Source organism: Flavobacterium riviphilum (assembly GCF_055231795.1).
The window spans coordinates 123,045-145,453 of sequence record NZ_JBUYSY010000005.1 but is presented as its reverse complement, the minus strand read 5'-3'; the positions used below and the strand labels follow the sequence as shown (position 1 = coordinate 145,453).

Here is a 22,409-nt window from a genome sequence, read left to right as displayed (position 1 = left end):
GTGATGGTGTTTGATAACGGAATGATGTTAAAAAATCAAGCTTGTTAGTGTTATACAATGTTTACTTCTGCTTCTATAGCAATGCCAAAAGTGTCTAAAATTGTTTTTTGAATGTTTTTTGCTAATGCCACGATTTCTTGCCCAGTGGCATTGCCGTAGTTTACTAATACTAAAGCTTGATTTTTGTGAACTCCTGCGTCACCAAATCGTTTGCCTTTAAATCCTGCTTGCTCAATCAGCCAGCCAGCTGGTACTTTTACTTCGGTTTCAGATACAGTATAAAAACGGATTTCTGGGAATTTTTTCTGAATTTTTTCAAAATCAGATTTCAGGATAATCGGGTTTTTAAAGAAGCTTCCGCTGTTGCCCAACTCTTTTGGGTCAGGGAGTTTGCTTTGACGAATGGCGATTACAGCGTTGCTAACATCTTTTAAGGTAGGTTGTTCGATGTTTTTTTTGTTTAATTCTGATAAAATATCCCCGTAGGAAACATTGATTTTGTGGTTTCTTTTAGTGAGTTTGAAAACAACACTTGTGATTATGTATTGATCTTTTACTTCATTTTTAAAAATACTCTCTCGGTATCCAAAATGACAGGCTGAATTGGTAAAGGTGTTTACTTCTAAATCCGTTATGTGGAGCGCTTGGCAAGAAACAAAAGTGTCTTTAATTTCTGCACCATAGGCTCCAATGTTTTGAACCGGAGTAGTACCCACGTTCCCTGGGATTAGGGACATGTTTTCTAATCCTCCAAAATCTTGATCAATGGTCCATAGTACAAATTCATGCCAATTTTCGCCTGCTTGGGCCTCAACCCAAACAAAGTCATCGTCGGATTGAACTATCTTTTTACCTTTTAAATCAACATGAATTACTAATGCTTCTATATCTTTTGTAAGCAACATATTGCTGCCGCCTCCCAAAATGAACTTTTTTTCATTGGGATAAGTTATAAGTACCTCTTTGAGTTCTTCTATAGTTGCAACGGCAACAAACCTTGAGGCTTTGGCGTCAATACCAAAAGTGTTATGGTTTTTTAATGAAAAGTTTGAAAGTATTTCCATGATAATTAGGTTATTCAGTTTCTAGCGCTCTATTGATAAACGCAATTAAAGGTTGTAAAGTAATCATTTTTTCGGCCATTAACGGCAGAAAGTTTTTTTGAGTGATTATTTTTGGATCAAAATTTTCAGTGGCAGTAAAGCTTTTTAACTTCAAATGTTCAATAGCAGGATCGTCTTTTTCATATCCTCTGGGAGGGTTTTTCAGTGTAGTGTTTTCGTCTCTATTGAGCATTTTATAGTTTGAAACGAATTTTTTATCGTTTAAAATGGAAGTCAAATCGTCATAGAAAAAATGAATTTCTTTTCTGATTTTTTGAATTTGATCCGGCTGTGGACAATAGATTCCTCCACCAACAAATGGATTTTCAGGATCTATATGTAAATAGTAACCTGCGGCCTCGGCGTTTTTTGCAGCGGTCGAAAACCAAACGCCCAAATGGGTTTTGTAAGGCGATTTGTCTTTCGAAAAACGAATGTCACGGTTGATTCTGAATACACATTTTTTTACCTCCAAGGACTCTAAAGTGGCATCCATGGATTTCATAGTTTCTAACAAATCGGCTGTAAACTGGTAGTATTCTTTTTTAACCAATTCATAGCGTTGCTTGTTGTCTAAAAACCAATCTCTGTTGTTGTTGGTTTTCAGTTCTTTTAAGAAAGTAAGGGTGTGTTCAGAAATCATACGCTGGTTTATAATTGTTTTCTTAAATCGTCTTCGCTTACAAAACCGCTGCTCTTCCAAATCACTTTCTTGTCTTTGTAAAGCAACATGGTAGGTAGTTCTTCAATTTTTAAAGTTTTCATAATGCTGCTGTTTTGGTCAGCATTTAGTCTAACGATTACAAGGTTTTCGTTGGTCTCTTTTTGCATTTTAAGCAAGTAAGGCTCCATTTTTTTGCAAGGGGCACACCAAGGGGCAAAAAAGTTGACAAGGACTTTTTTATTGGTATTGAGTAGGTCGTTAAGTCCAGCTTGGGTAATTCCTACTTGTTTGTTGTCTTTATTGCCTAACCCAGCAGCTTCCCATTTGAGAATGCCTCCTTGTAGATCATAAATCGACGTAAAGCCTAGTTCTGCTAGCTTTGCTGCGGCTTTTTGGCTTCGGCTACCTGCTTTGCAATACACGAAAACCGGTTTGGATTTGTCAAGATTTGATAGGTTGTTTACAAAAGCTTCATTGAGCCAATTGATGTTTTGTGCATTTTCAATATGTGTAGTGGCGTATTCTTCGGGCGTTCTTACGTCTATTACTTGTGCTTGAGGAGTTGCATTAATCTTTTCTGCAAAAGCATTTGCATCAAGAACTTGAATGTGATTTGAAGTTTGTCCTTGGCATGAAGTGATGAAGATTATGGTAAAAAGTACTAGAGTAATTGTTTTTTTCATATTTTTTTTGGGATTATAATTGAATTGATTTGCGGACAAAATTAGTCATTTTTTAATGGGATATAGATTGGGGTTTGTGGAACTTACAAATTAAAAATTTTAAAACTCTGGTAAGTAGACTGTATGATGCTTTCGGTCCGTTCCGGATGAGTATCAGTAATGAAAAGTTGACCAAAGGAATCATCTTTTACCATTTCTATTATTTTGGCTACTCGTGATTCGTCTAGCTTGTCAAAAATATCATCCAAGAGCAATATGGGTGTAACGCCACTTTGTTGTTTTAAGAAATCAAATTGCGCGAGTTTGAGTGCTATTAAAAATGATTTTTGTTGTCCTTGCGAGCCAAATTTTTTGATGGGATAATGATCAATTTCAAAGGCTAAATCATCTTTATGAATTCCAACACTAGTGTATTGCAAGGCTCTATCTTTTGTTAGGTTTTCTTCAAGTAGTTTTTGCAGGTTGTTTTCTAGTAAATGACTTTCGTAGACCAATTGGACTTGTTCTTCGCTGCCTGTAATGGCCTGATGGTGTTTGTTGAAAATTGGTAAAAAAGCAGCAATGAAAGCTTTTCTTTTTTCAAAAAGAGAGGCGGCAAATGTGTCTAATTGTTCGTTGTAAATACTTAATGTGGCTGCGTCAAAAGTCTGGTTTAGGGCAAAATATTTCAGTAAAGCATTGCGTTGCACGAGGGTTTTTTGGTACAAAATCAATTCCTGCAAATAGGAAGAATCGGATTGCGAAATCACACTGTCCATGAATTTTCTTCGGGTTTCGCTTCCTTCAATAATAAGGTCACGATCTGCTGGCGAAATAATAACAAGAGGGATAAAACCTACGTGTTCCGAGAATTTATCATAAGGCTTTCCGTTTCTTTTAAGGATTTTTTTTTGTCCTTTTTTGATGGAACAAACAATTTGCTCTTCGCGATTGTTTTTTTCAAAAAGAGCGTCAATCACAAAAAAATCTTCTCCGTGTTTGATGTTTTGAATGGCTAATGGGTTGAAATAACTTTTGCCATAAGCCAAATGGTAGATGGCATCGAGAACATTGGTTTTGCCTATGCCGTTTTTCCCAACAAATCCATTGATTTTTTGGTCAAAGTCAAATTCAGCTTCAGCAAAATTTTTATAATTGAAAAGAGTTATTTTTTTTAAATACATTGAAAATGGTGTGGATTTTTGGTGTCCAAAATTGGAAAATCTAAGGCGATTTTAAATGGGTGCAAATTATTGAAAATTATTGAAACTCTATTGTTTTTAAGAAATACTATAGCGAGTGATAACCAGCAAAATAAGATTCGTTTGTGATTTTGTTTTAAAATTATCGATAAAATCACTTTTTTTTACGTCGATTTGAATAAAAATTTTATTTTTGCGACTCACTAAATTTATTTTAAATGGCTACGTATAGCAAACGAGGATATAAAACACCGAAAGAGAAAGAAGTTAAAGAACCGATTGAAGAAGTTCAAATTAATGAAAAAGACAGTACCACTGCCGAAGTTTTTTCAAAATTAGACGAAACAGCTTCTAAAACAGAAGATTTTGTTGCTAGAAATCAAAAAACTATCATCGGAATTGTAGCTGGTATTGCCATTGTTACCATTGGGTATTTAGGGTATCAAAAATTTATCGCTTCACCTAAAGAAGACGAAGCAGCAAACGAAATGTTTGTGGCGCAACAAAACTTTCAAAAAGCAACCGATGGTGTAGCTAGCGATTCATTATATAAATTAGCATTGAATGGTTCTGAAGGGAAATTCGGTTTTGTGAAAATAGCCGAAGAATATTCAGGAACTGCAGCAGGAAATTTAGCCAATTATTATGCTGGTATGGCTTATTTGAATACTGGTAAATTTACAGAAGCGATTGCTTCATTAGAAAAATTCAGTTCCGAAGATATTATTTTAAGCGCTTTGGCCAAAGGAGCAATTGGAGATGCCTATGCTCAAACAAATAAGCCTGAAGAAGCTCTTGGATATTATGTAAAAGCAGCTGAAAGTAACAAAAACGATTTTACTACGCCAAGATTTTTGATGAAAGCAGGAAAAACAGCTTTGTCATTAGGGAAAAAAGAAGAAGCATTAAAATATTTCACTGAAATTAAAGAAAGCTACGATGCTTCTCCAGAAGCAGCAACTGTAGATGCTTTAATTGGTTTAGCACAATAAAGAAAACCTTTTCAATATAAAGAGGTTAGGAATTTTTAGTTTTCAAATCAAATTTTGAATGCTGGTATTTCTAACCTTTTTTTTTATACCTATATTTACTAATTCATTCTAGAAGCAGCAGATGAAGCTGTTGTTTATTTTGAATTGCTATTCAAAGTATGTAAACAAAATTGGATAGCATTGAATGTGTTTTGGAAGCATATTATTTATGTTTAATTTTATGGTATAATTTAAAATCAATAGTACAATGGCAACCATCAATAAAAATTTATCCGATTATAATAAAAATGAAGTTCCAGAAGCAAGTCAATTCCGTTTTGGCGTGGTTGTGGCAGAATGGAATGAGAACATCACCGAAGGACTTTTTAACGGCGCGTATCAAGCTTTAATCGAAAATCAAGTACTTCCGCAAAACATCATTCGATGGAATGTTCCAGGGAGTTTTGAGTTGGTTTATGGTGCCAAAAAAATGTTGCAAACTCAAAATGTTGATGCCGTAATTGTTATTGGTTGTGTAATTCAAGGCGAAACAAAACATTTTGATTTTGTTTGCGAAGGGGTGACTCAAGGAATTAAAGATTTAAATGTACAATCAGATATTCCGGTGATTTTTTGTGTGTTAACAGATAATACGATGCAGCAATCTATTGACCGAAGCGGAGGGAAGCATGGTAATAAGGGAACCGAAGCGGCTATTGCAGCTATTAAAATGGCTTATATACGCTATCAGGCTACCTTAACACATCAATTTCAAAATCAAACCTTGTTAGGAGCGGGAGCATTACGCATAGAAGATAAGCCTTTGCAAATAGAAGAATAGCGAAGCACTTTTTTGAAATATACAACCTATACTTTCATTTTAGTATAGGTTTTTTGGTTTTTTTAAGAGTGAGTACCTTATAAAACCTAATAGTTTTTACTTAAATTTGTGACCTACATTTTTGCCCAATCGAATTCATTTACTTTAACAAAAATCTATTAATGTCTAGCATTATTCAATTACTTCCCGATCATGTTGCCAATCAAATTGCTGCCGGTGAGGTAGTACAACGTCCTGCATCTGTTGTGAAAGAATTGCTTGAAAATGCAGTTGATGCCAAGGCAACAGATATTAAGCTGATTATTAAAGATGCCGGAAGAACTTTGGTACAAGTTATCGATAACGGGGTGGGTATGAGCGTTACAGATGCTCGATTGTGTTTTGAACGTCACGCTACATCCAAGATTCGACTAGCAGAAGATCTTTTTTCTTTGAACACCAAAGGGTTTAGAGGGGAAGCCTTAGCCTCTATAGCGGCTATTGCTCATGTTGAAATGAAAACTAAACAAGAGCAAGACGAGTTAGGAACGCATATAGAAATTGAAGGGAGTAAGTTTGTTTCGCAAGAAGTGGCTGTTTTGCCCAAAGGAACTTCTTTTGCAGTGAAAAATTTATTTTTTAATATTCCAGCTAGGCGTAATTTTTTAAAGTCAGACACGGTTGAATTCCGACATGTAGTAGATGAATTTCATCGAGTTGTAATGGCTCATCCTTCTATTCATTTTTCATTTTATCATAATGGAAGCGATTTGTTTAATCTACCTAGTGCCACTTTACGTCAGCGAATAGTAGGGATTTTTGCTGGTAAAACCAATGAGAAATTAGTTCCAGTGAATGAAGAAACAGAAATTGTTTCAATTAAAGGATTTGTCAGTAAACCTGAGTTTGCCAAAAAGAGTAGAGGCGAACAGTTTTTCTTTGTAAATGATCGATATATAAAAAGCCCATATTTGCATCATGCAGTGATGGCAGCCTATGAAGGTATTTTGAAAGATGGTTTGCAGCCAAGCTATTTTTTGTACCTTACCGTTGAGCCTAATACCATAGATATCAACATTCACCCCACCAAAACTGAAATCAAATTTGATGATGAAAAGGCTTTGTATGCTATTTTAAGAGCGTCTATAAAACACAGTTTAGGGCAATTTAATGTAGCTCCTGTTTTGGATTTTGAACGAGATGCGAATTTGGATACGCCTTATCATTACAAAGATTTGGAAGGGGTTTCTCCAACCATTGAAGTTGATGGTACTTTCAATCCGTTTAATGCCTCTTTTTCCACGCCAAAAAATAGTAGCCCATCGCCCGCCTACAAACCAAAAGTAACTTCCTCTAATTGGGAAAGTTTGTATGTAGGATTGCAACAAAATTTCGAATCGAGTCCAGAACCAGATTTAACTCCGGAGCATGAGCATTTTTCAAGTATGGCTTTTGAAAATGAAGCGGTTACTGCTTCTTTGTTTGCTGCTGCCGATGAGGAAACAACTGTTCATAAAACCTATCAATTACACAAAAAATATATAGTTTCTCCAATAAAATCGGGCTTGGTTATTGTAGACCAACAACGCGCTCATCAACGTGTTTTGTACGAGCAGTTTTTAACCAATATGACCATGCATCAAGCGGCAAGTCAACAATTGCTTTTTCCGTTAAACCTATTTTTTACTTCGGAGGAAATGCTCCTTGTGAAAGAACTAGCCACTACTTTGACGGCAACGGGTTTTGTTTTTGATGACTCAGCCAACGATCATTTGGTGGTATCGGGAATTCCCGTAACTATTTCTGAGAGTGAAGTAGGGAGAGTAATTGAGCAATTAGTAGCCGATTTGCAATATGGCTTGCCTGAAAATAGTTTTAGCCAAAGCGATACTATAGCCAAATCTATGGCGCAAAGCTTGGCCGTTAAAACAGGTACCTATTTGAACGAAAAAGAACAAGAAAATTTAGTAAACGGATTATTTGCATGCAAAGATCCCGATACATCTCCATTCAATAAACCTACTTTTATTACTCTTCGAGTAGAAGATATAGATAAAAAATTTGCAATATGATGAGTATAACTCCCACGGTGAAGCAATTACTTATAGTTAATGTGCTTTTTTATATTGGATCGATAATGGTAGGCGAGCCTGCTTATCGATTGCTTGCCATGTATTATTATGACAACCCTGATTTTCATGTTTGGCAAATTCTAACGCATATGTTTATGCATGCGCCTCTGCCCAATATCATGCATATCGCTTTTAATATGTTTGCGTTGTATTCTTTTGGTTCTGCATTAGAACATTTTTGGGGTGGTAAAAAGTTTCTGTTTTTTTACATTTCTTGTGGATTAGGAGCGGCTCTGTTGCATACGGGGGTAAATTATTATTTTTTCGAAAATGGTATGCAAACGTTAATGGCTAATGGGTTTTCAAAACAAGAAATCTTGCAAGTGCTAAGCGAAGGTAAAATGGATACCCGATGGCAAGAGCTTATGACAGTATCTGATTTTAATGCCTTTATAGGGAGTTATTTAGGGACTGTGGTAGGGGCTTCAGGTGCTATTTATGGGCTTTTGGTAGCTTTTGCTTTTATGTTTCCTAATGCTGAATTGATGCTTATTTTCCTGCCTATTCCAGTAAAAGCTAAGTATTTTGTACCCGTATTATTGCTTATCGATTTGTATTCTGGGGTTTCGGGAGGTTCTATTTTTGGAGGCTCTTCTGGGGTTGCACATTTTGCACATCTTGGTGGTGCGTTATTGGGGTTTTTAATGATGTGGTATTGGAAGAAAAATCAATTCAATAACAATCGTTGGAATTAATCGTGTTTGTTTTTTTTCAATTTTAATTATATTTGATATCATTTACAATTCCTAATTTATGAATTTACTCGAGGATTTGAAGTTGCGTTACCGAATGGGTGGTGTTGCTATGCAATTGATTTTCTGGAATATAGGTTTTTTTGTATTTTCCATTCCCTTATTTTATGAGTTCAAATTAGGCCATTTTTTATTTCCAGAAGGCTTGGCTTTGTCTTCAGATATTGTAACTACACTGCAGTATCCTTGGACGCTTTTATCCTATGCTTTTTTTCATGACGGGATAGGGCATTTGTTTTTCAATATGATGGTATTGCACTTTTCGAGTCAACTTTTTTTGACTTACTTCACGACCAAACAATTCTTTGGAGTGTATGTGCTAAGTGCCATTTTTTCTGGATTTGTATTTGTAGTATCGTATTACTTTTTGGGTTATGCAAGCTTAATTGTAGGGGCTTCAGCGGCTATTTATGCTGTTTTAGTGGCTACAACAACCTATCAACCGTTAATGGAGATACACTTGTTTTTGTTTGGTAGGATAAAGTTGTGGTATCTCACTGCTTTTATACTATTGTTAGACGTGCTTCAATTTCGAATTGAAAATATGGGGGGGCATATTGCGCATTTTGCAGGTGCTTTTTTTGGTTTTTTATTCATAAAGTTACTTTTGACGGGTACTGACATGAGTCTTGTAGTAACCAACGTGATAGATTTCATCAAGAATCTATTCACAAAGAAAAAGAAACATCCTTTTAAAAAAGTTCATGTTAATTATTCTAAAAAAGCAACACCAAAAGACGCTCCCAAAGTGGTAATTAAGGACAGGAATCAGCAACAAATCGATGAAATACTGGATAAAATCAGTCAGTCTGGTTATGATTGTTTGACCAAAGAAGAAAAAGAATTTCTGTTCAAAGTAGGAAAGTAACGTTAGGATTATTTCACAATCGACAAGCATGCCGTTTTTTTAGGTATTGATGTATTCTAAATGTAAGGATTAACTATTTTAATTAGTCAAAAATGAAAAACCTTTCTTGGTTTAATAAAATTATGTTTTTACTAAATATAGTACTAACACTTTGCACCTTTTTGGCGTATGTTTTTCCTTTTCTTTCTCCTAAAATTTTCCCATTATTTGCTGTTTTTACGCTGTTTATGCCCGTGTTTTTTGTACTGAATGGGTTGTTTTTTATTTATTGGGGAATACAGTTCAAAAAACGATTGATTTTGTCAGGATTGGTGTTGTTAATGGGTATTACTTTTATCAATAAATTTTATAAGTTTTCTAAAAAAGAATATGTAGCATCGCCAAAAGACTTTAAGGTAATGAGCTACAATGTGCGTTTGTTCAACGTTTTTAAGTGGTTGGACCGAGAAGATGTACCCGCTTCAATTTTGGCTTTTATCAACGAAAACAACCCTGATATTCTTTGTATTCAAGAGTATTCTAATCATGGTAATTTAGACTTGAAAGTATATCCCTATCGTTATATTTTTATAGAAGGGGATAAAATACGAACTGGTCAAGCTATTTTTTCTAAATTTCCGATAATCAATCAAGGCAATATTGTTTTTCCAAATTCAAATAACAATGCTGTTTTTGCCGATATCAAAAGGGGGAAAGATATCATAAGGGTTTACAATATTCATTTTCAGTCTATTAAAATTTCGCCAGATGTTCACGAAATGTCTGAAAATATTGAGGTAATTAATCAAAAAAAATCCCAAAAGATCTACAATCGTATCAGTAAAGCTTTTAAGCAGCAACAGGAACAAGCGGAAATTATTATCAATCACAAAAAGGAGTGTAGTTATCCTTTGATTATTTGTGGTGATTTGAATAACAGTGCTTTTTCTTACGTATATCGCAATGTAAAAGGTAAGCTAAAAGATGCATTTGAAGAAGCAGGAGTTGGATTTGGGTCTACCTATAAATTTCGTTATTATCCCGCTCGTATTGATTATATTTTTGCAGATCAGACGATGCAAGTCAAGGACTTTGAAAGTTTTCCAAATTTTCAAAACTCCGATCATTTTCCTATCATGGCACGCCTGAGTTATTAGGTTGATACTAACAAAGACAGTAGCTACATCACAATCTTTTGATTTTTTAAATAGTCCAAAGCAAATTTTCCTTCGTTAAATATTACATCCAAAACACTTAAATTTGAAATAAACCCGTGTTTGTCATCAAAAACTTGAGGATATACGTCAAATTGATTGTTGTCCTTTTTTCCGTTGATTAAACTTCTGAAATCGGTAGTTTTTTCATCGGCTAAATGAAAATATTCTTCTGTTTTGGAGTAATCAAATGAGTAGCGAAGACATTTTTCTACCAAAGCCATCGATTCAAAATTCAAATCCATCAAATAAGTGTGCTTCTTTTCGAAAAAAGGATAGATATCATCTTCGAAAAATTCAAAAAAAGGAGAACTTCTATAGCCTGCTTCTAATGATTTGAAATGCTGTTTTTGCCAATCAAAATCGTTTTCAATTAAAATATCTTTGGTTTTTTGATGTCCTTTATTGGCGTGTTTAATGGGGATGTTCAGCATTTGAATGCCGTTGGGACTATAAATGTAGGTGCGATTTCGATTGGTTTGTTTTTGAAAATTATCTTCCATTTCAAAGGTAACCCTTTCGGACTGTACAATCGCAGCAAACTGACTAATTGAAGGAAAGTAAGAGGGGTGAAGTAAGATTTCCATTTTGTTTTGTTTTAATGTCAAAAGTCATATTTTCCACAGGGAAGATATGACTTTTTTGGGTTACTATTGAAAGTGTAATTTTATAATGTTGTTTTGGCTTTTTTCTTTTTCCAGAAATATTCTCCGATAAAGAATAAGGCTAAAGCAACTAAGAAATATTTGAAATAAGATTGAGGTTGTCCCTCTCCATTTACGGTGGTAAAAAGACGCTCCCAACGTATTTTGTTTAATCCTTTCCCATTGGTGTCCCAGCTCATCCAAATAAAGACTGGTTTTCCTACAATGTGATTTTCTGGTACAAAACCCCAATAACGACTGTCTTCAGAGTTATGACGGTTGTCTCCCATCATCCAATAATAATTTTGGTCAAAAGTATAACTAGTGGCAACTTTACCATCAATTCGGATTTCACTACCATTAACTTTTAATTCCTTGTTTTCATAATCGGTAATGATGTTTTTGTAAAATGGTAGCGTTTCTAAGTTCAAAGCCACTGTCTTCCCTTTCTGAGGAATATAAATTGGTCCATAATTGTCTTGATTCCAATTTTTGGTGTGGGGAAATACCATTTTTTCAGGTGAATTGGCAATAATACGTGTTACTGCTGTAATCCCTGGGACTTGTTTTAACCTTTCTGCTCCCGCATGTGTTAGGGCACTAAAGAATAAAGTGTCTCGTTTTTCATTATTTAAAAATCCTAAAGGATCTGTAACGTCTAATTCTTTAATTAATGATTCAAAGTCAATAGGTGTTTTTCCATCTAAGGCAACTTTGTAGGAATATTGTGGTTTAGCTCTTTCGGGTAAAATCAATTCTTTGCCATCAATATAAATCACTCCCTCTTTTATGGATAAGTTGTCTCCTGGTAACCCTACACAACGTTTTACATAGTTGGATTTCTTATCGATTGGTTTTTCTGCTCGTAAACCCGATTGATCTCTAAATTTATATACCGTGTCTACTGGCCAGTTGAATACCACAATATCATTTCTTTTGATGGTTTCAATAGCAGGGAATCTCATATATGGCAACTGGGGCCAGATAGAATAAGATTTTTTCTTTGTTAGTGGAATGGTGTCATGCACCATGGGTAGGGCTACGGTTGTCATCGGAACTCTGGCTCCATAATTTACTTTACTTACAAATAAGAAATCGCCCACTAACAAGGATTTTTCTAACGATGAAGTTGGAATAGTAAAGGGTTGAATAAAATATGTATGCACTATGGTGGCAACAATTACAGCAAATAACAAGGAGCTAATGGTATCTGCTGCTTTGTGATCAGGAGCTAAATTCCTATCGGCTACGTAATTTAATGGTTGGGTGTAATTGATATAAAACAAATACAATCCAAAAGTTGCGATTACTAGTACTGTATCTAGAGTTGAGCGTCTTCCAAAACTACGCAAAGTTTCTACCCAGATTACAGGAAACATAATTAAGTTGATTACCGGAATAAATAATAATAATGTCCACCAAGTAGGGCGACCAATTATTTTCATCAAAACAATTGCGTTGAATACAGGAATGGCAGCTTGCCAGCGTTTTCTACCTGCGCTTTCATACATTTTCCAAGTACCCAAAAAATGAATGAGTTGAATTACTAAAAAGAAAACAAACCAAGAATAAAATGTCATAGTATTCGGTATTTTAATTAAAGCTTACGATGCTTTGAAATTATTTAAAGTTTAAAACGTCTTTCATGGTGAAAACTCCTTGCTTGCCTGCTAACCATTCGGCTGCAATTACAGCACCTAAAGCAAATCCTTCTCTATTGTGAGCGGTATGTTTTATTTCGATAGAGTCTATAGGTGAGTTGTATGCAACGGTATGAGTGCCTGGTACTTCTCCTGTTCTTATGGCTTCAATTGGAAGCTCATTTTGTTTTGGGTTGGCATCCATAGTCCAATTGGTGTAAGTACTATGTTCAATAATACCTTCGGCAAGTGTAATAGCGGTACCGCTTGGAGCGTCTAATTTGTGAATATGATGGATTTCTTCCATGGCTACTTTGTACGAATTATAAGGAGCCATGATTTTCGATAAATAAGAGTTCAGTTCAAAGAAAAGATTAACCCCTAAGCTAAAATTAGAACTTGATATGAAACCGCCTTTTTTTTCATGGCAAAGCGCAATCATTTGATCATAATGTTCTAGCCAGCCTGTGGTTCCTGAAACTACCGGTACATTATTATGGAAGCAAGCCGATATGTTTGCAACAGCTGCAGCAGGTACGCTAAAATCTATGGCAACATCGGCATTTGATAGTCCATCGTAGGTGTTGTGTTCGTCTTTTTTTAGAACAATTTCGTGTCCCCTCTCTATAGCAATCCTTTCGATTACTTGACCCATTTTTCCGTATCCTAAAAGTGCAATCTTCATTTTTGTTTTATTTTATTACTTTTTAAAAAGTATAATTAAAAGTAAGTCCTAAGTTGGGGCGAAATGTTACATCGTTGGGGTAAATTTCTGGTTTCAATGAGAGTCTTTCATTGACGTTGAATTGTATTAAAGCAGCATCAACATTGGCGTCAATAATGTTCAAAACGTAGAAACCAACAGTAACTAAAGCCGATAAGTCTCTATTTCTTTGGTAAAATTTTTGCCCAGCAATTAAACGACTGTTGTCCAAATACGAAAATTGATCATCAGTGTAGCCTTCCAGTCTTCGTTTGTAGGCGTCCCGATATTGGTTGTATTTTCGATTGTTGTCAAGGTAAAAATAAAGACTTGTCCCGATTCCGGCATACACAAGTGGGATTTTCCAATATTTCTTGTTGTACACTTGTCCTAAACCAGGTAATATTGCCGAATAAAAGGCTGCTTTGGCAGGGGTAAGGGGGTCAATGTCTAATTTGGTAACAGTATCTTTTGCAATCAAGTTGTCTTTTTCCTTGATTTGTGCAAAAGCAATACTGTTTCCAAAAAATAAGGCAATCGAGCTTATAAAAAGGAGTTTACGCACTATCCTTTAATTAATTTAATGATTCGATTTAAGTCTTCTTGTGAGTGGAAAGGAATGGTTATTTTTCCTTTTCCTTTAGGGTCTACTTTTAAATCAACTTTGGTACCAAAATAGGAATTAAAACTATCTTGTTGTTCTTTGTCGATTTCAAAAGCTGAAGTTTTCGTTGGTAAATTGGGTTTCGGTAGTAAACTCTCGTGATAGTTCTTTACTAAAGCTTCTGTTTCACGAACCGAAAGATTTTGACTCACGATCTTTTGATACATCTGAGTTTGAACATCCAAATCCTCAATATTGATGATGGCGCGTCCATGCCCCATGCTGATAAAACCGTCGCGAATTCCTGTTTGAATAATGGGGTCCAATTTTAATAAACGTAAATAATTAGCGATAGTAGATCTTTTTTTACCTACTCTTTCACTCATTTGTTCTTGCGTTAATTGGATTTCGTCCATTAATCTTTGGTAGGAAAGAGCAATCTCAATAGGGTCTAAATCATGACGTTGAATGTTTTCAACAAGGGCCATGACCAAAGATTCGTTGTCATTGGCAATACGAATATAAGCAGGTATAGTTTTTAATCCTACTAAAACGGAAGCTCTTAAACGACGTTCTCCGGAAATTAATTGGTATTTGTTGAATTCTAATTTGCGAACAGTAATGGGCTGAATTACGCCTAATTCTTTAATAGATGAAGCCAATTCTCGCAATGATTCTTCATTGAAATTGGTTCGGGGCTGAAATGGATTTATTTCAATAGCATCAATTTCAAGCTCAATTATATTTCCAACAACTTTATCAGCATTTTTATCCTCAACTGATTTGATGTCATTTTCAGGATCTTTTAATAATGCGGATAAACCTCTACCTAGTGCTTGTTTTTTTATTGCTTTTGTCATAAAACTATTTGCTGTTTTTCTTAATTATTTCTTGGGCTAAATGAATATAGTTTACTGCTCCTTTGCTCGTTGCGTCATAATTAATGATGCTTTCACCAAAACTAGGTGCTTCGCTTAATTTGACATTACGCTGAATAATGGTTTCAAAAACCATGTCGTTAAAATGTTTTTGCACCTCTTCTAAGACTTGGTTGGAAAGCCTCAAACGAGAATCATACATAGTCAGTAGCAATCCTTCGATGTCTAAATCGGGATTGTGAATCTTTTGAATACTTTTTATAGTATTTAAAAGTTTGCCAAGACCTTCAAGGGCAAAATATTCACATTGAATAGGGATGATAACCGAGTCGGCAGCAGTTAATGCATTCAATGTTAGAAGTCCTAAGGAAGGGGCACAATCTATCAATATATAATCATATTCATCTTTGATGCTTTCTAAAGCTGTTTGGAGCATATACTCTCTGTTTTCTTTGTCGACCAATTCGATTTCGATGGCCACCAAGTCAATGTGAGAAGGGATAACTTCAACATTAGGAGCAGTACAGGCTAAGAGTGCTTCTTTTGGTGTATGGCTATGTTCGAGGATTTGGTACGTGCCAATTTCAACGGTTTCAACATCAATTCCCAAGCCAGATGTGGCATTGGCTTGTGGATCAGCATCGATTAACAAAACTTTTTTCTCTAAAACACCTAGTGAGGCTGCAAGATTTACGGAAGTTGTGGTTTTTCCAACTCCTCCTTTTTGATTAGCAATAGCAATGATTTTGCCCATATTCTTTTTTGAATTTTGAGCGGTAAAAATACAATTTTTTATGGTTAATGAAAATCTATTTAAAAACATTTGTGATACAATTTTTATTTTTTTTCGGTCTTATTTTGCTGTTTTTACTGTATAAATCTTGTTAAAAAATATCCTACTCCGTGATTTTCATGGTAGAGGAGCGCAAGGAGTTTTTTATAGGCAAGGATATTTAATGTTCAAAATCCAGTGGTTCAAGCATAGGAAAGGGGGGTGAATTTTTTTAGCAGAAATAATTCTTCAAAAAGATAGTTATTTATAAAAAGTATTTTATATTTGCACCCGCTAACGGGGTGTAGCGTAGCCCGGTTATCGCGCCTGCTTTGGGAGCAGGAGGCCGCAGGTTCGAATCCTGCCACCCCGACAAAATCCTTTCTGAGTTTCAGGAAGGATTTTTTGTATATATGGAATTTACAGTTTACATATTGTATTCAAAATTGGGATCAAGTTCAAAGGTTGGGGATTTTGTATAGAGTTTAGATAATCTGAATAAGAAGAAATCAATTTTTCTCGAAGCAATCCTAAAATCGGTATATTTGGCCCTAAGGGAAGCAACAAAAAAATGGTCAATGCCTTTTTTGAAATTGGAGAGTGGTTTTAAACTAACTTACCCTTTTGTTTTAAAAAGGGTCCGGTTATAAAAACCGAAGCCTTAACTTTTCAACTTACACTCTTTTGGGATAGTGTCAAAAATGTTAATTTTTTTTTTTTTTGTTTATGTTATTTTTTTTTCATAATTTTATTGTTAAAGTTTGTGTTTTTACAAATACAAAGTAAGAAAAACTCAATAAAAGAAATAAATTTAGAAATATTTAAAAATTGCTATTAATTAAATAAACAATTATCAAGCTTTGCAATTGTTTTATTTAGGCTATTTTTAAATCTCATTCGCCATTTAAGAATAATATTTGAAAGTAAAAAAATCACCAACAAAACAATTCTAAATGACAATTAATGTAAAACGTTTAGTTAACTTTTTCTCCCCCGATCCAAAACGCGTAATTGTAAGATTTTTTATGCCTGGAGGCGAAGAGCGAGCCAAGAAAATTATTAGTCGAATAAACAATCTGGAAGAAGAAGATGCTCTACAAGTACTAAATCAAACGCTTAGAGATTTTAGTAATCGACACCGAAATATTACCAAAATATTTCTCAATCATTTTGAAAAAGTTTCTTTTTTATTTGAACAAATAGGCCTTGATCCACATACTTTATCTAAAGAAAGAAAGTTATTAATAGGTGCCTATTTTACTCATGAGTATTCTATTGAGTCTGCTGCCTTTTTTAACCCTTCAATGGTTGAGGATCCGGATCAATCCCATTTAGAAAATGGACAAAAGCGTGTGATAGTTAGCTTTAGGGCCACAGGTGAAGGTCATGTATCTTCTATCGGATTTAGAAGCGCTATCGTTGATAAAGAAAATAATCTCTTGTTCAGTCCAGTTAGCAAATTAGTGGAAATTGCAGAAACAATTCAATTGCACGAATACAACAAGAAAGACTTCATTCATAAATTACTTGACATGAATTTTTCTGACACCAAAACAATTTATGCTATCCTGACTCCTTTAAATGATTCGTTTTTGTTTAGAGATTTACTTAACAACATCAATCAATTTATAAAAAACAACACCCTTACTGTACATGACAATACCATTTTAAAAGCGATTAGATTTACTGCAAATGCGCAATACAAAATAAGTTTTTCACTTGATACTTCTTTAAGCGAAAGAGTAATTTTTCCCGTTACAGATTCTGAAAGCAATGGAATTGAAGACGCTAGGTTTGTAAAATTTATCGAGGAGGACAATACTACAAAATATTACGCAACTTACACCGCTTATAATGGCTATGTAATTATGCCTCAACTTATTGAAACTCATGATTTTTATACCTTTACGGTAATGCCGATTTATGGTAAAAATGCTCAAAATAAAGGCATGTCACTTTTTCCTAGAAAGATTAACGGGAAATATGCTATGCTTTCAAGGCATGATGGTGAGAATAATTATCTCATGTATAGCGATTCTATTAATAATTGGGATGGAGAAGCTATTTTATTGCAAGAGCCTAAATTTCCATGGGAATTTGTACAATTAGGAAACTCCGGATCACCTTTAGAAACTGAAAAAGGCTGGCTAGTTATCACTCATGGCGTGGGAGCGATGCGTCGCTACGTTTTGGGTGCTATATTATTAGACCTAGAAGATCCCTCACAAATGATTGCACAACTAAACACGCCACTTCTAGTCGCTAATGAAAACGAAAGAGAGGGATATGTCCCCAATGTAGTTTACTCTTGTGGCTCTATGATACACAATGATAGTTTAATAATTCCTTATGCAATGAGTGATACAAGCTCAGGATTTGCCTGTATAGAATTACAAGAACTATTCGCTGAAATGCTTACTAAGCAACCAACTCTAGAAACGCAAAAGAAACAAATTCTACTAGTTGAAGATGACATCTTTAGCGCCACAATTGTAGAAAAAATACTGATGGATGCGGGATATGACGTAGAAGTTGCTAATGACGGATTAATTGCATTAGTGAAAGTGGGAGAAAAAACCTTCGATTTAATTTTAACTGATGTAAACATGCCCAAATTTAGCGGATTTGAGTTACTAGAATTTCTACAAAAAAACAATTTAAAAACACCCGTGGTACTTTTAACAGGCCGCACGGATAATAATGATAAAATAAAAGGCTTACAATTAGGTGCTACAGAGTATCTTAACAAAACCATTAGTGCCGAGTTATTGCTTGCTAAACTTGCCAATATCCTAAGCGACTAATTTATTGCGTATTATTATTTTTACAACTATCCGGTAACGCATACCTAGGCTCAAAATATTGAGAACATACCATGCATCACTATTCCTTTGCGATCAAAATTTCAAACAAAAGATTAAGTGTGTATTATTTTCAAAAAAGGGATGCTTCTATCAAATTAAATCAAGAAAATCCCTGTTATTTTCATCATAAAAAAGAGCAAATTAGGTTAATGATGTAGTAGTAAGCACTTGTTTTTCAAGCGGAACAGGTGATTTTTTCTGAATAGGTAATCCTACTTTTCTATCTCGCTCAGCTTCCCAAAGGGTTAGATAAGACATAAGATATGATAGGGTACTTTCTGCTCCTTGATTTCTATTCACACAGGTATCCTCTAATCCGTCACTACAGCCTTTTGTATCATTGTCATATAAAGGAATTCCTAAATCATTGTTCCCCATAAACCAAGTAAAAGCAATTTGCATTTTACTATAATACAAAGCTTCTTTAGTGACTTTCCAGGCTTTATAATACACCTTCACCAAAGCCATCGCATCTATAGGCTGTTGTCCGGTTGAAGATACTTTGGACTGACCTTTGTAATACCAAGAATTACCAACAAGCGAAATAAAACCATTTTTGAAACATTGCTGATCTAAAAAAAGAGTGGTTTCCTTGGCTAAAACTAATGTTTTTTTATCATGAGTTATAGCATAGGATTCCCATAAAGCCAAAGGCAAAACTGCATTCTCATAGGACAAGACAGGTTCAAACCATAACCAATCAGGCTCTTTTTCTGCCGAATATTGCAAGGTTAACTTATTTGTGAGCGCATTTAACATAAACATTAATCTTTCATTGTCTGGGTATCGCATTAAAAAATTACAAATACCTATTATTGTAGTAGCTAAAGCTCTTATCGATTTTAGATTTTCGAAATGATCTAACGCTTTAAAAAAGATATCTTTTGCAAATTGAAAGTGACTATCATTTGGCGCTAGTTTAATCAAATACCCCATAGCCCATATCGTTCGCCCAAAAGCATCCTCAGATCCATTTTCGTCTAAAAACTTCTTATCAAAACTCATATCGTTATGAAACCTACCGTCTTCTAACTGCATGAGCTTAATATATTGCAAATAAACGTCTGCTAATCGAATAGATAATCTATCCAAACCAAGTTCGTATGCCTTTAATACCAAAATCAAAGCTCTTGCATTATCATCTAAACAATATCCCTCTTTATAATCGGGGACCGAATAATTAGCGTGCTCCACTATACCCGTAGAATCAGTTAAACGATGTATGTGATCTAAACTAAATTTTGGCAATTGACTGAAATCAGTACTCAAACTTGTATCCTTGATTTCCACTGGAGCTGCAATGATTTTGGCCAATACTTTTTTATATAGGAACCCAATTTTATTCCAATACATTTCTTTTCCGTAGTCATAGGCTTTTTCTTTTATGGCAGTAATTTTTTTGGGAGATGCCAAAAGACCGGAAACTTTTTTTGCCAAATCCTCAGAATCACCAAAACCAAATATCACTCCCCTTCCGTTTGCCAGCAATTCTTTTGCATACCAAAAAGGAGTAGACAAAATACAGGCACCTGCACCTAATGCATAAGAAATAGTGCCACTAGTAATTTGACATTCATTCAAATAAGGAGTAATATAAACATCTATAGTTTGCAAAAAAGTTTTCAATTCATCCTCATCAATAAATTCTTCTTCAAAGATTACATGGGAAGCCACACCGTTTTCATGCGCTAATTTTTTCAGATAATCTCTATATTCTTCACCACAGTGTCGTTTTACATTTGGATGTGTCTGCCCCATTACGACATAAATCAAATCAGGATGTTGAACTACAACTTCTGGTAATGCATTAATAACTGTTTCAATTCCTTTACTTCTCCCTAAAAAGCCAAACGTGCTCATCACTTTTTTTCCAGGATAAACAAACCTTGTAGGTGCATTCTTCATAGTTGAAAAATCAGGAACTCCGTGATGAATGAAAGAAATTTTCGAAATAGGAATTTCATATATTGTATTTAAAAAATGTATGGCAAGTTTGCTCATCACTATCATTTTCTGTGACAACTCCCCTAATTTTTTAATAATTTGTTTCTCATGATATGAAGGAGTTTGCAACACAGTATGAAGTGTTGTCACCACGGGCACTTTCAATTGTTTCACAAGTGATAAAACAAATACACCACTTTCACCTCCAAAAATACCAAACTCATGCTGAACAATACATAGATCAACATTGGATTGGTTAATGTAATCTGCTGCTACCAAGTAATCTTCTTTTTCTTGCTGTCTTATAGTATGTTTTACAATTTCGGGATAATTGTAATCATTACCATTATCGTTTATTGCTACTATAAACACCTCGTCAACCGCTGAGGCGTCATTAGCATTTATAATTGAATTCGTAAGATTTACTGTAAATGTAGCGATACCACATTTTCTGGGGAGATAATTTCCTAAAATTGCAATTTTCATAATGTATACATTTGTTTAAATACTTTTTTTAAACGCTAAAACCAAAAAAATAGAAAAGCTTTTTCTATTAAAAATTAGACTTGATAATTCTATATATAATTACTAAAAATTAAACAACTTAAAACAAATGAATAAAAACACTTGTGGGTTTAAATATATTTCTAAAATTTTACTATACTTTCTTCGAAGATAAAAAAATACTAAATATTGACAAGAAAAATAGGCCAAAAAAAAAAATTGAATTTTATACCACAAAAAACAAATAACAACCGGTTTGAAGAAATTAGTTTATTTAACCCGTTGGGTGTAATTATTTAAGGTAAATAAATATTGATTAGATATTGGTCAAGATGCTGAAATTCAGCATCTTGAAGTTGTTAAGCAAACCAATATCCATGTCAAATATATTTGAAAATTATTTTAGAGTTTTAGAAGTTATAAGTTCTTTGAATTGTGAATCAGAATTTAAATCAGGAATTGGTCGGAAATGAAAAATGTCTGATATAGAGGTAGTTGCTTTAAGTTTAACTGCGGAATTTATGTCTATTGATAGTGAAAATTCACTTTTTAAACAGATTACCACAAAGGAAATTCCAAATTTAATTGAACGAAGTCAGTACAATAAACGAAGAATAAAATTGTTTTTGTTTTCCGAAGAAGTTCGAACAAAACTAGCTTGTCAATTTTTGAAATTTGAAGACTATTTCGTTGTGGACAGTATGCCGTTGGAGGTTTGTAAATTTTCCCGTCATAACAGAGCTAAAATCTGTAAAGAAGATTTTGAAACTGCTCCATCGAAAGGATTTTGTGCTTCTCAAAATAATTGGTTTTATGGTTATAAACTTCACGGGGTTTGTTCGGTTTCGGGAGTTTTTCATTCTTTGGATATTACAAAATCAGAGGTTCATGATGTTCATTTTTTGAAAAATATAAAACAACAAATGTCTGATTGTGTTTTACTTGGTGATAGAGGTTATTTGTCAGAGTCAATCCAATTGGACTTGTTTCAAACGGCAAATATCAAATTGGAAACAACCAAAAGAATCAATCAAAAAGATTATAAACCACAACCGTATATTTTTAGAAAAACTAGAAAAAGAATCGAAACACTTTTTTCTCAACTCTGCGACCAATTCTTAATTAGAAGAAATTATGCTAAAAGTTTTGAAGGTTTTAAAACAAGAGTTTTGACAAAAATAATAGCTTTGACTCTGGTTCAATATATCAATAAATTTATCTTTGATAGACCAATAAATAATATCAAAAATCAAATAATTTAATTACACCCAACGGGTTTATCTTTATAAATGTATGAAGAAGGAATCTATTCTTTTATTAATTTTAAAGAGATCTATAGCTGTTATATTTAACCTTTAAATTCATTCTCATTTGTGCATCTAAAATGTGATATTTGCAGATTGAAATAAATTTAATTATTGAATTAAAGACAAACACCCTATAACATAAAGGGGCTCATAATCTATAAATTAACATTATAAACCCAAAT

The 22,409-nt window shown here is 34.1% G+C and carries 18 protein-coding genes, 1 tRNA gene and 1 pseudogene; 9 read left to right on the top strand and 11 right to left on the bottom strand.

The genetic code is table 11. The features are described from left to right. Positions 1 to 50: 50 nt before the first annotated feature. The 4 genes from murB to recF all read right to left on the bottom strand — a co-directional run bounded on the left by murB (position 51) and on the right by recF (position 3,613). On the bottom strand, positions 51 to 1,064 hold the full coding sequence (gene murB / locus ACZIX2_RS07535) for a UDP-N-acetylmuramate dehydrogenase (RefSeq protein WP_463339473.1): 1,014 nt from the start codon (positions 1,062 to 1,064) through the stop codon (positions 51 to 53). Positions 1,065 to 1,074: 10 nt separating this feature from the next. Next, positions 1,075 to 1,746: a DUF2461 domain-containing protein gene (locus tag ACZIX2_RS07530; protein ID WP_463339472.1), complete on the bottom strand. Its 672-nt coding sequence runs from the start codon at positions 1,744 to 1,746 to the stop codon at positions 1,075 to 1,077. 8 nt (positions 1,747 to 1,754) lie between these two features. After that, a complete protein-coding gene (locus ACZIX2_RS07525) occupies positions 1,755 to 2,450 on the bottom strand; it encodes a thioredoxin domain-containing protein (protein WP_463339471.1) in 696 nt (231 codons plus the stop codon). Between the two features lie 83 nt (positions 2,451 to 2,533). Beyond that, the gene (gene recF, locus ACZIX2_RS07520; RefSeq protein WP_463339470.1) at positions 2,534 to 3,613 is read right to left on the bottom strand and encodes a DNA replication/repair protein RecF; all 1,080 of its coding nucleotides are present in this window, start codon (positions 3,611 to 3,613) and stop codon (positions 2,534 to 2,536) included. Positions 3,614 to 3,849: 236 nt separating this feature from the next. Between recF and ACZIX2_RS07515 the strand changes: the two genes are divergently transcribed. The 6 genes from ACZIX2_RS07515 (at position 3,850) to ACZIX2_RS07490 (ending at position 10,310) form a co-directional block, all read left to right on the top strand. After that, entirely contained in the window at positions 3,850 to 4,623 is a 774-nt protein-coding gene (locus ACZIX2_RS07515; protein ID WP_463339469.1) for a tetratricopeptide repeat protein, read from the top strand. 247 nt (positions 4,624 to 4,870) lie between these two features. Further along, positions 4,871 to 5,443: a 6,7-dimethyl-8-ribityllumazine synthase gene (gene ribH, locus ACZIX2_RS07510; RefSeq protein WP_463339468.1), complete on the top strand. Its 573-nt coding sequence runs from the start codon at positions 4,871 to 4,873 to the stop codon at positions 5,441 to 5,443. A 161-nt stretch (positions 5,444 to 5,604) separates the two neighbouring features. Further along, positions 5,605 to 7,494, top strand: a complete 1,890-nt coding sequence (gene mutL, locus ACZIX2_RS07505) for a DNA mismatch repair endonuclease MutL (protein ID WP_463339467.1) — start codon at positions 5,605 to 5,607, stop codon at positions 7,492 to 7,494. Beyond that, entirely contained in the window at positions 7,491 to 8,249 is a 759-nt protein-coding gene (locus ACZIX2_RS07500) for a rhomboid family intramembrane serine protease (protein WP_463339466.1), read from the top strand. Before mutL ends, ACZIX2_RS07500 begins: the two co-directional genes overlap by 4 nt. Before the next feature lie 58 nt (positions 8,250 to 8,307). After that, positions 8,308 to 9,174, top strand: coding sequence for a rhomboid family intramembrane serine protease (locus ACZIX2_RS07495; protein ID WP_463339465.1), 867 nt, complete (start codon positions 8,308 to 8,310; stop codon positions 9,172 to 9,174). A 92-nt stretch (positions 9,175 to 9,266) separates the two neighbouring features. Next, the gene (locus tag ACZIX2_RS07490) at positions 9,267 to 10,310 is read left to right on the top strand and encodes an endonuclease/exonuclease/phosphatase family protein (protein WP_463339464.1); all 1,044 of its coding nucleotides are present in this window, start codon (positions 9,267 to 9,269) and stop codon (positions 10,308 to 10,310) included. 23 nt (positions 10,311 to 10,333) lie between these two features. Here the strand turns inward: ACZIX2_RS07490 and ACZIX2_RS07485 are convergent, their stop codons facing one another. The 6 genes from ACZIX2_RS07485 to ACZIX2_RS07460 all read right to left on the bottom strand — a co-directional run bounded on the left by ACZIX2_RS07485 (position 10,334) and on the right by ACZIX2_RS07460 (position 15,590). After that, on the bottom strand, positions 10,334 to 10,954 hold the full coding sequence (locus ACZIX2_RS07485) for a WbqC family protein (RefSeq protein WP_463339463.1): 621 nt from the start codon (positions 10,952 to 10,954) through the stop codon (positions 10,334 to 10,336). A gap of 80 nt (positions 10,955 to 11,034) precedes the next feature. Beyond that, positions 11,035 to 12,591: a signal peptidase I gene (gene lepB, locus ACZIX2_RS07480; protein ID WP_463339462.1), complete on the bottom strand. Its 1,557-nt coding sequence runs from the start codon at positions 12,589 to 12,591 to the stop codon at positions 11,035 to 11,037. 40 nt (positions 12,592 to 12,631) lie between these two features. Further along, a complete protein-coding gene (gene dapB / locus ACZIX2_RS07475; RefSeq protein WP_463339461.1) occupies positions 12,632 to 13,336 on the bottom strand; it encodes a 4-hydroxy-tetrahydrodipicolinate reductase in 705 nt (234 codons plus the stop codon). 22 nt (positions 13,337 to 13,358) lie between these two features. Beyond that, the gene (locus ACZIX2_RS07470; protein WP_463339460.1) at positions 13,359 to 13,919 is read right to left on the bottom strand and encodes a DUF5683 domain-containing protein; all 561 of its coding nucleotides are present in this window, start codon (positions 13,917 to 13,919) and stop codon (positions 13,359 to 13,361) included. Continuing rightward, a complete protein-coding gene (locus ACZIX2_RS07465) occupies positions 13,919 to 14,818 on the bottom strand; it encodes a ParB/RepB/Spo0J family partition protein (RefSeq protein ID WP_463339459.1) in 900 nt (299 codons plus the stop codon). Before ACZIX2_RS07465 ends, ACZIX2_RS07470 begins: the two co-directional genes overlap by 1 nt. A 4-nt stretch (positions 14,819 to 14,822) precedes the next feature. Then, positions 14,823 to 15,590: a ParA family protein gene (locus ACZIX2_RS07460; protein ID WP_463339521.1), complete on the bottom strand. Its 768-nt coding sequence runs from the start codon at positions 15,588 to 15,590 to the stop codon at positions 14,823 to 14,825. A 316-nt stretch (positions 15,591 to 15,906) separates the two neighbouring features. On the opposite strand from ACZIX2_RS07460, the gene ACZIX2_RS07455 reads away from it, so the two are divergent. Both ACZIX2_RS07455 and ACZIX2_RS07450 read left to right on the top strand, forming a co-directional pair. Next, positions 15,907 to 15,981, top strand: a tRNA-Pro gene (locus ACZIX2_RS07455). Positions 15,982 to 16,561: 580 nt separating this feature from the next. After that, on the top strand, positions 16,562 to 18,412 hold the full coding sequence (locus ACZIX2_RS07450) for a glycoside hydrolase family 130 protein (protein WP_463339458.1): 1,851 nt from the start codon (positions 16,562 to 16,564) through the stop codon (positions 18,410 to 18,412). Positions 18,413 to 18,613: 201 nt separating this feature from the next. Here ACZIX2_RS07450 and ACZIX2_RS07445 read toward each other — a convergent pair whose 3' ends face one another. Beyond that, positions 18,614 to 20,902 carry a glycosyltransferase family 4 protein gene (locus ACZIX2_RS07445; RefSeq protein ID WP_463339457.1) on the bottom strand — a complete coding sequence of 763 codons (2,289 nt, stop codon included), beginning with the start codon at positions 20,900 to 20,902 and terminating at the stop codon, positions 18,614 to 18,616. 395 nt (positions 20,903 to 21,297) lie between these two features. On the opposite strand from ACZIX2_RS07445, the pseudogene ACZIX2_RS07440 reads away from it, so the two are divergent. Further along, positions 21,298 to 22,182: pseudogene (locus tag ACZIX2_RS07440) on the top strand (IS982 family transposase). Positions 22,183 to 22,409: the final 227 nt, after the last annotated feature.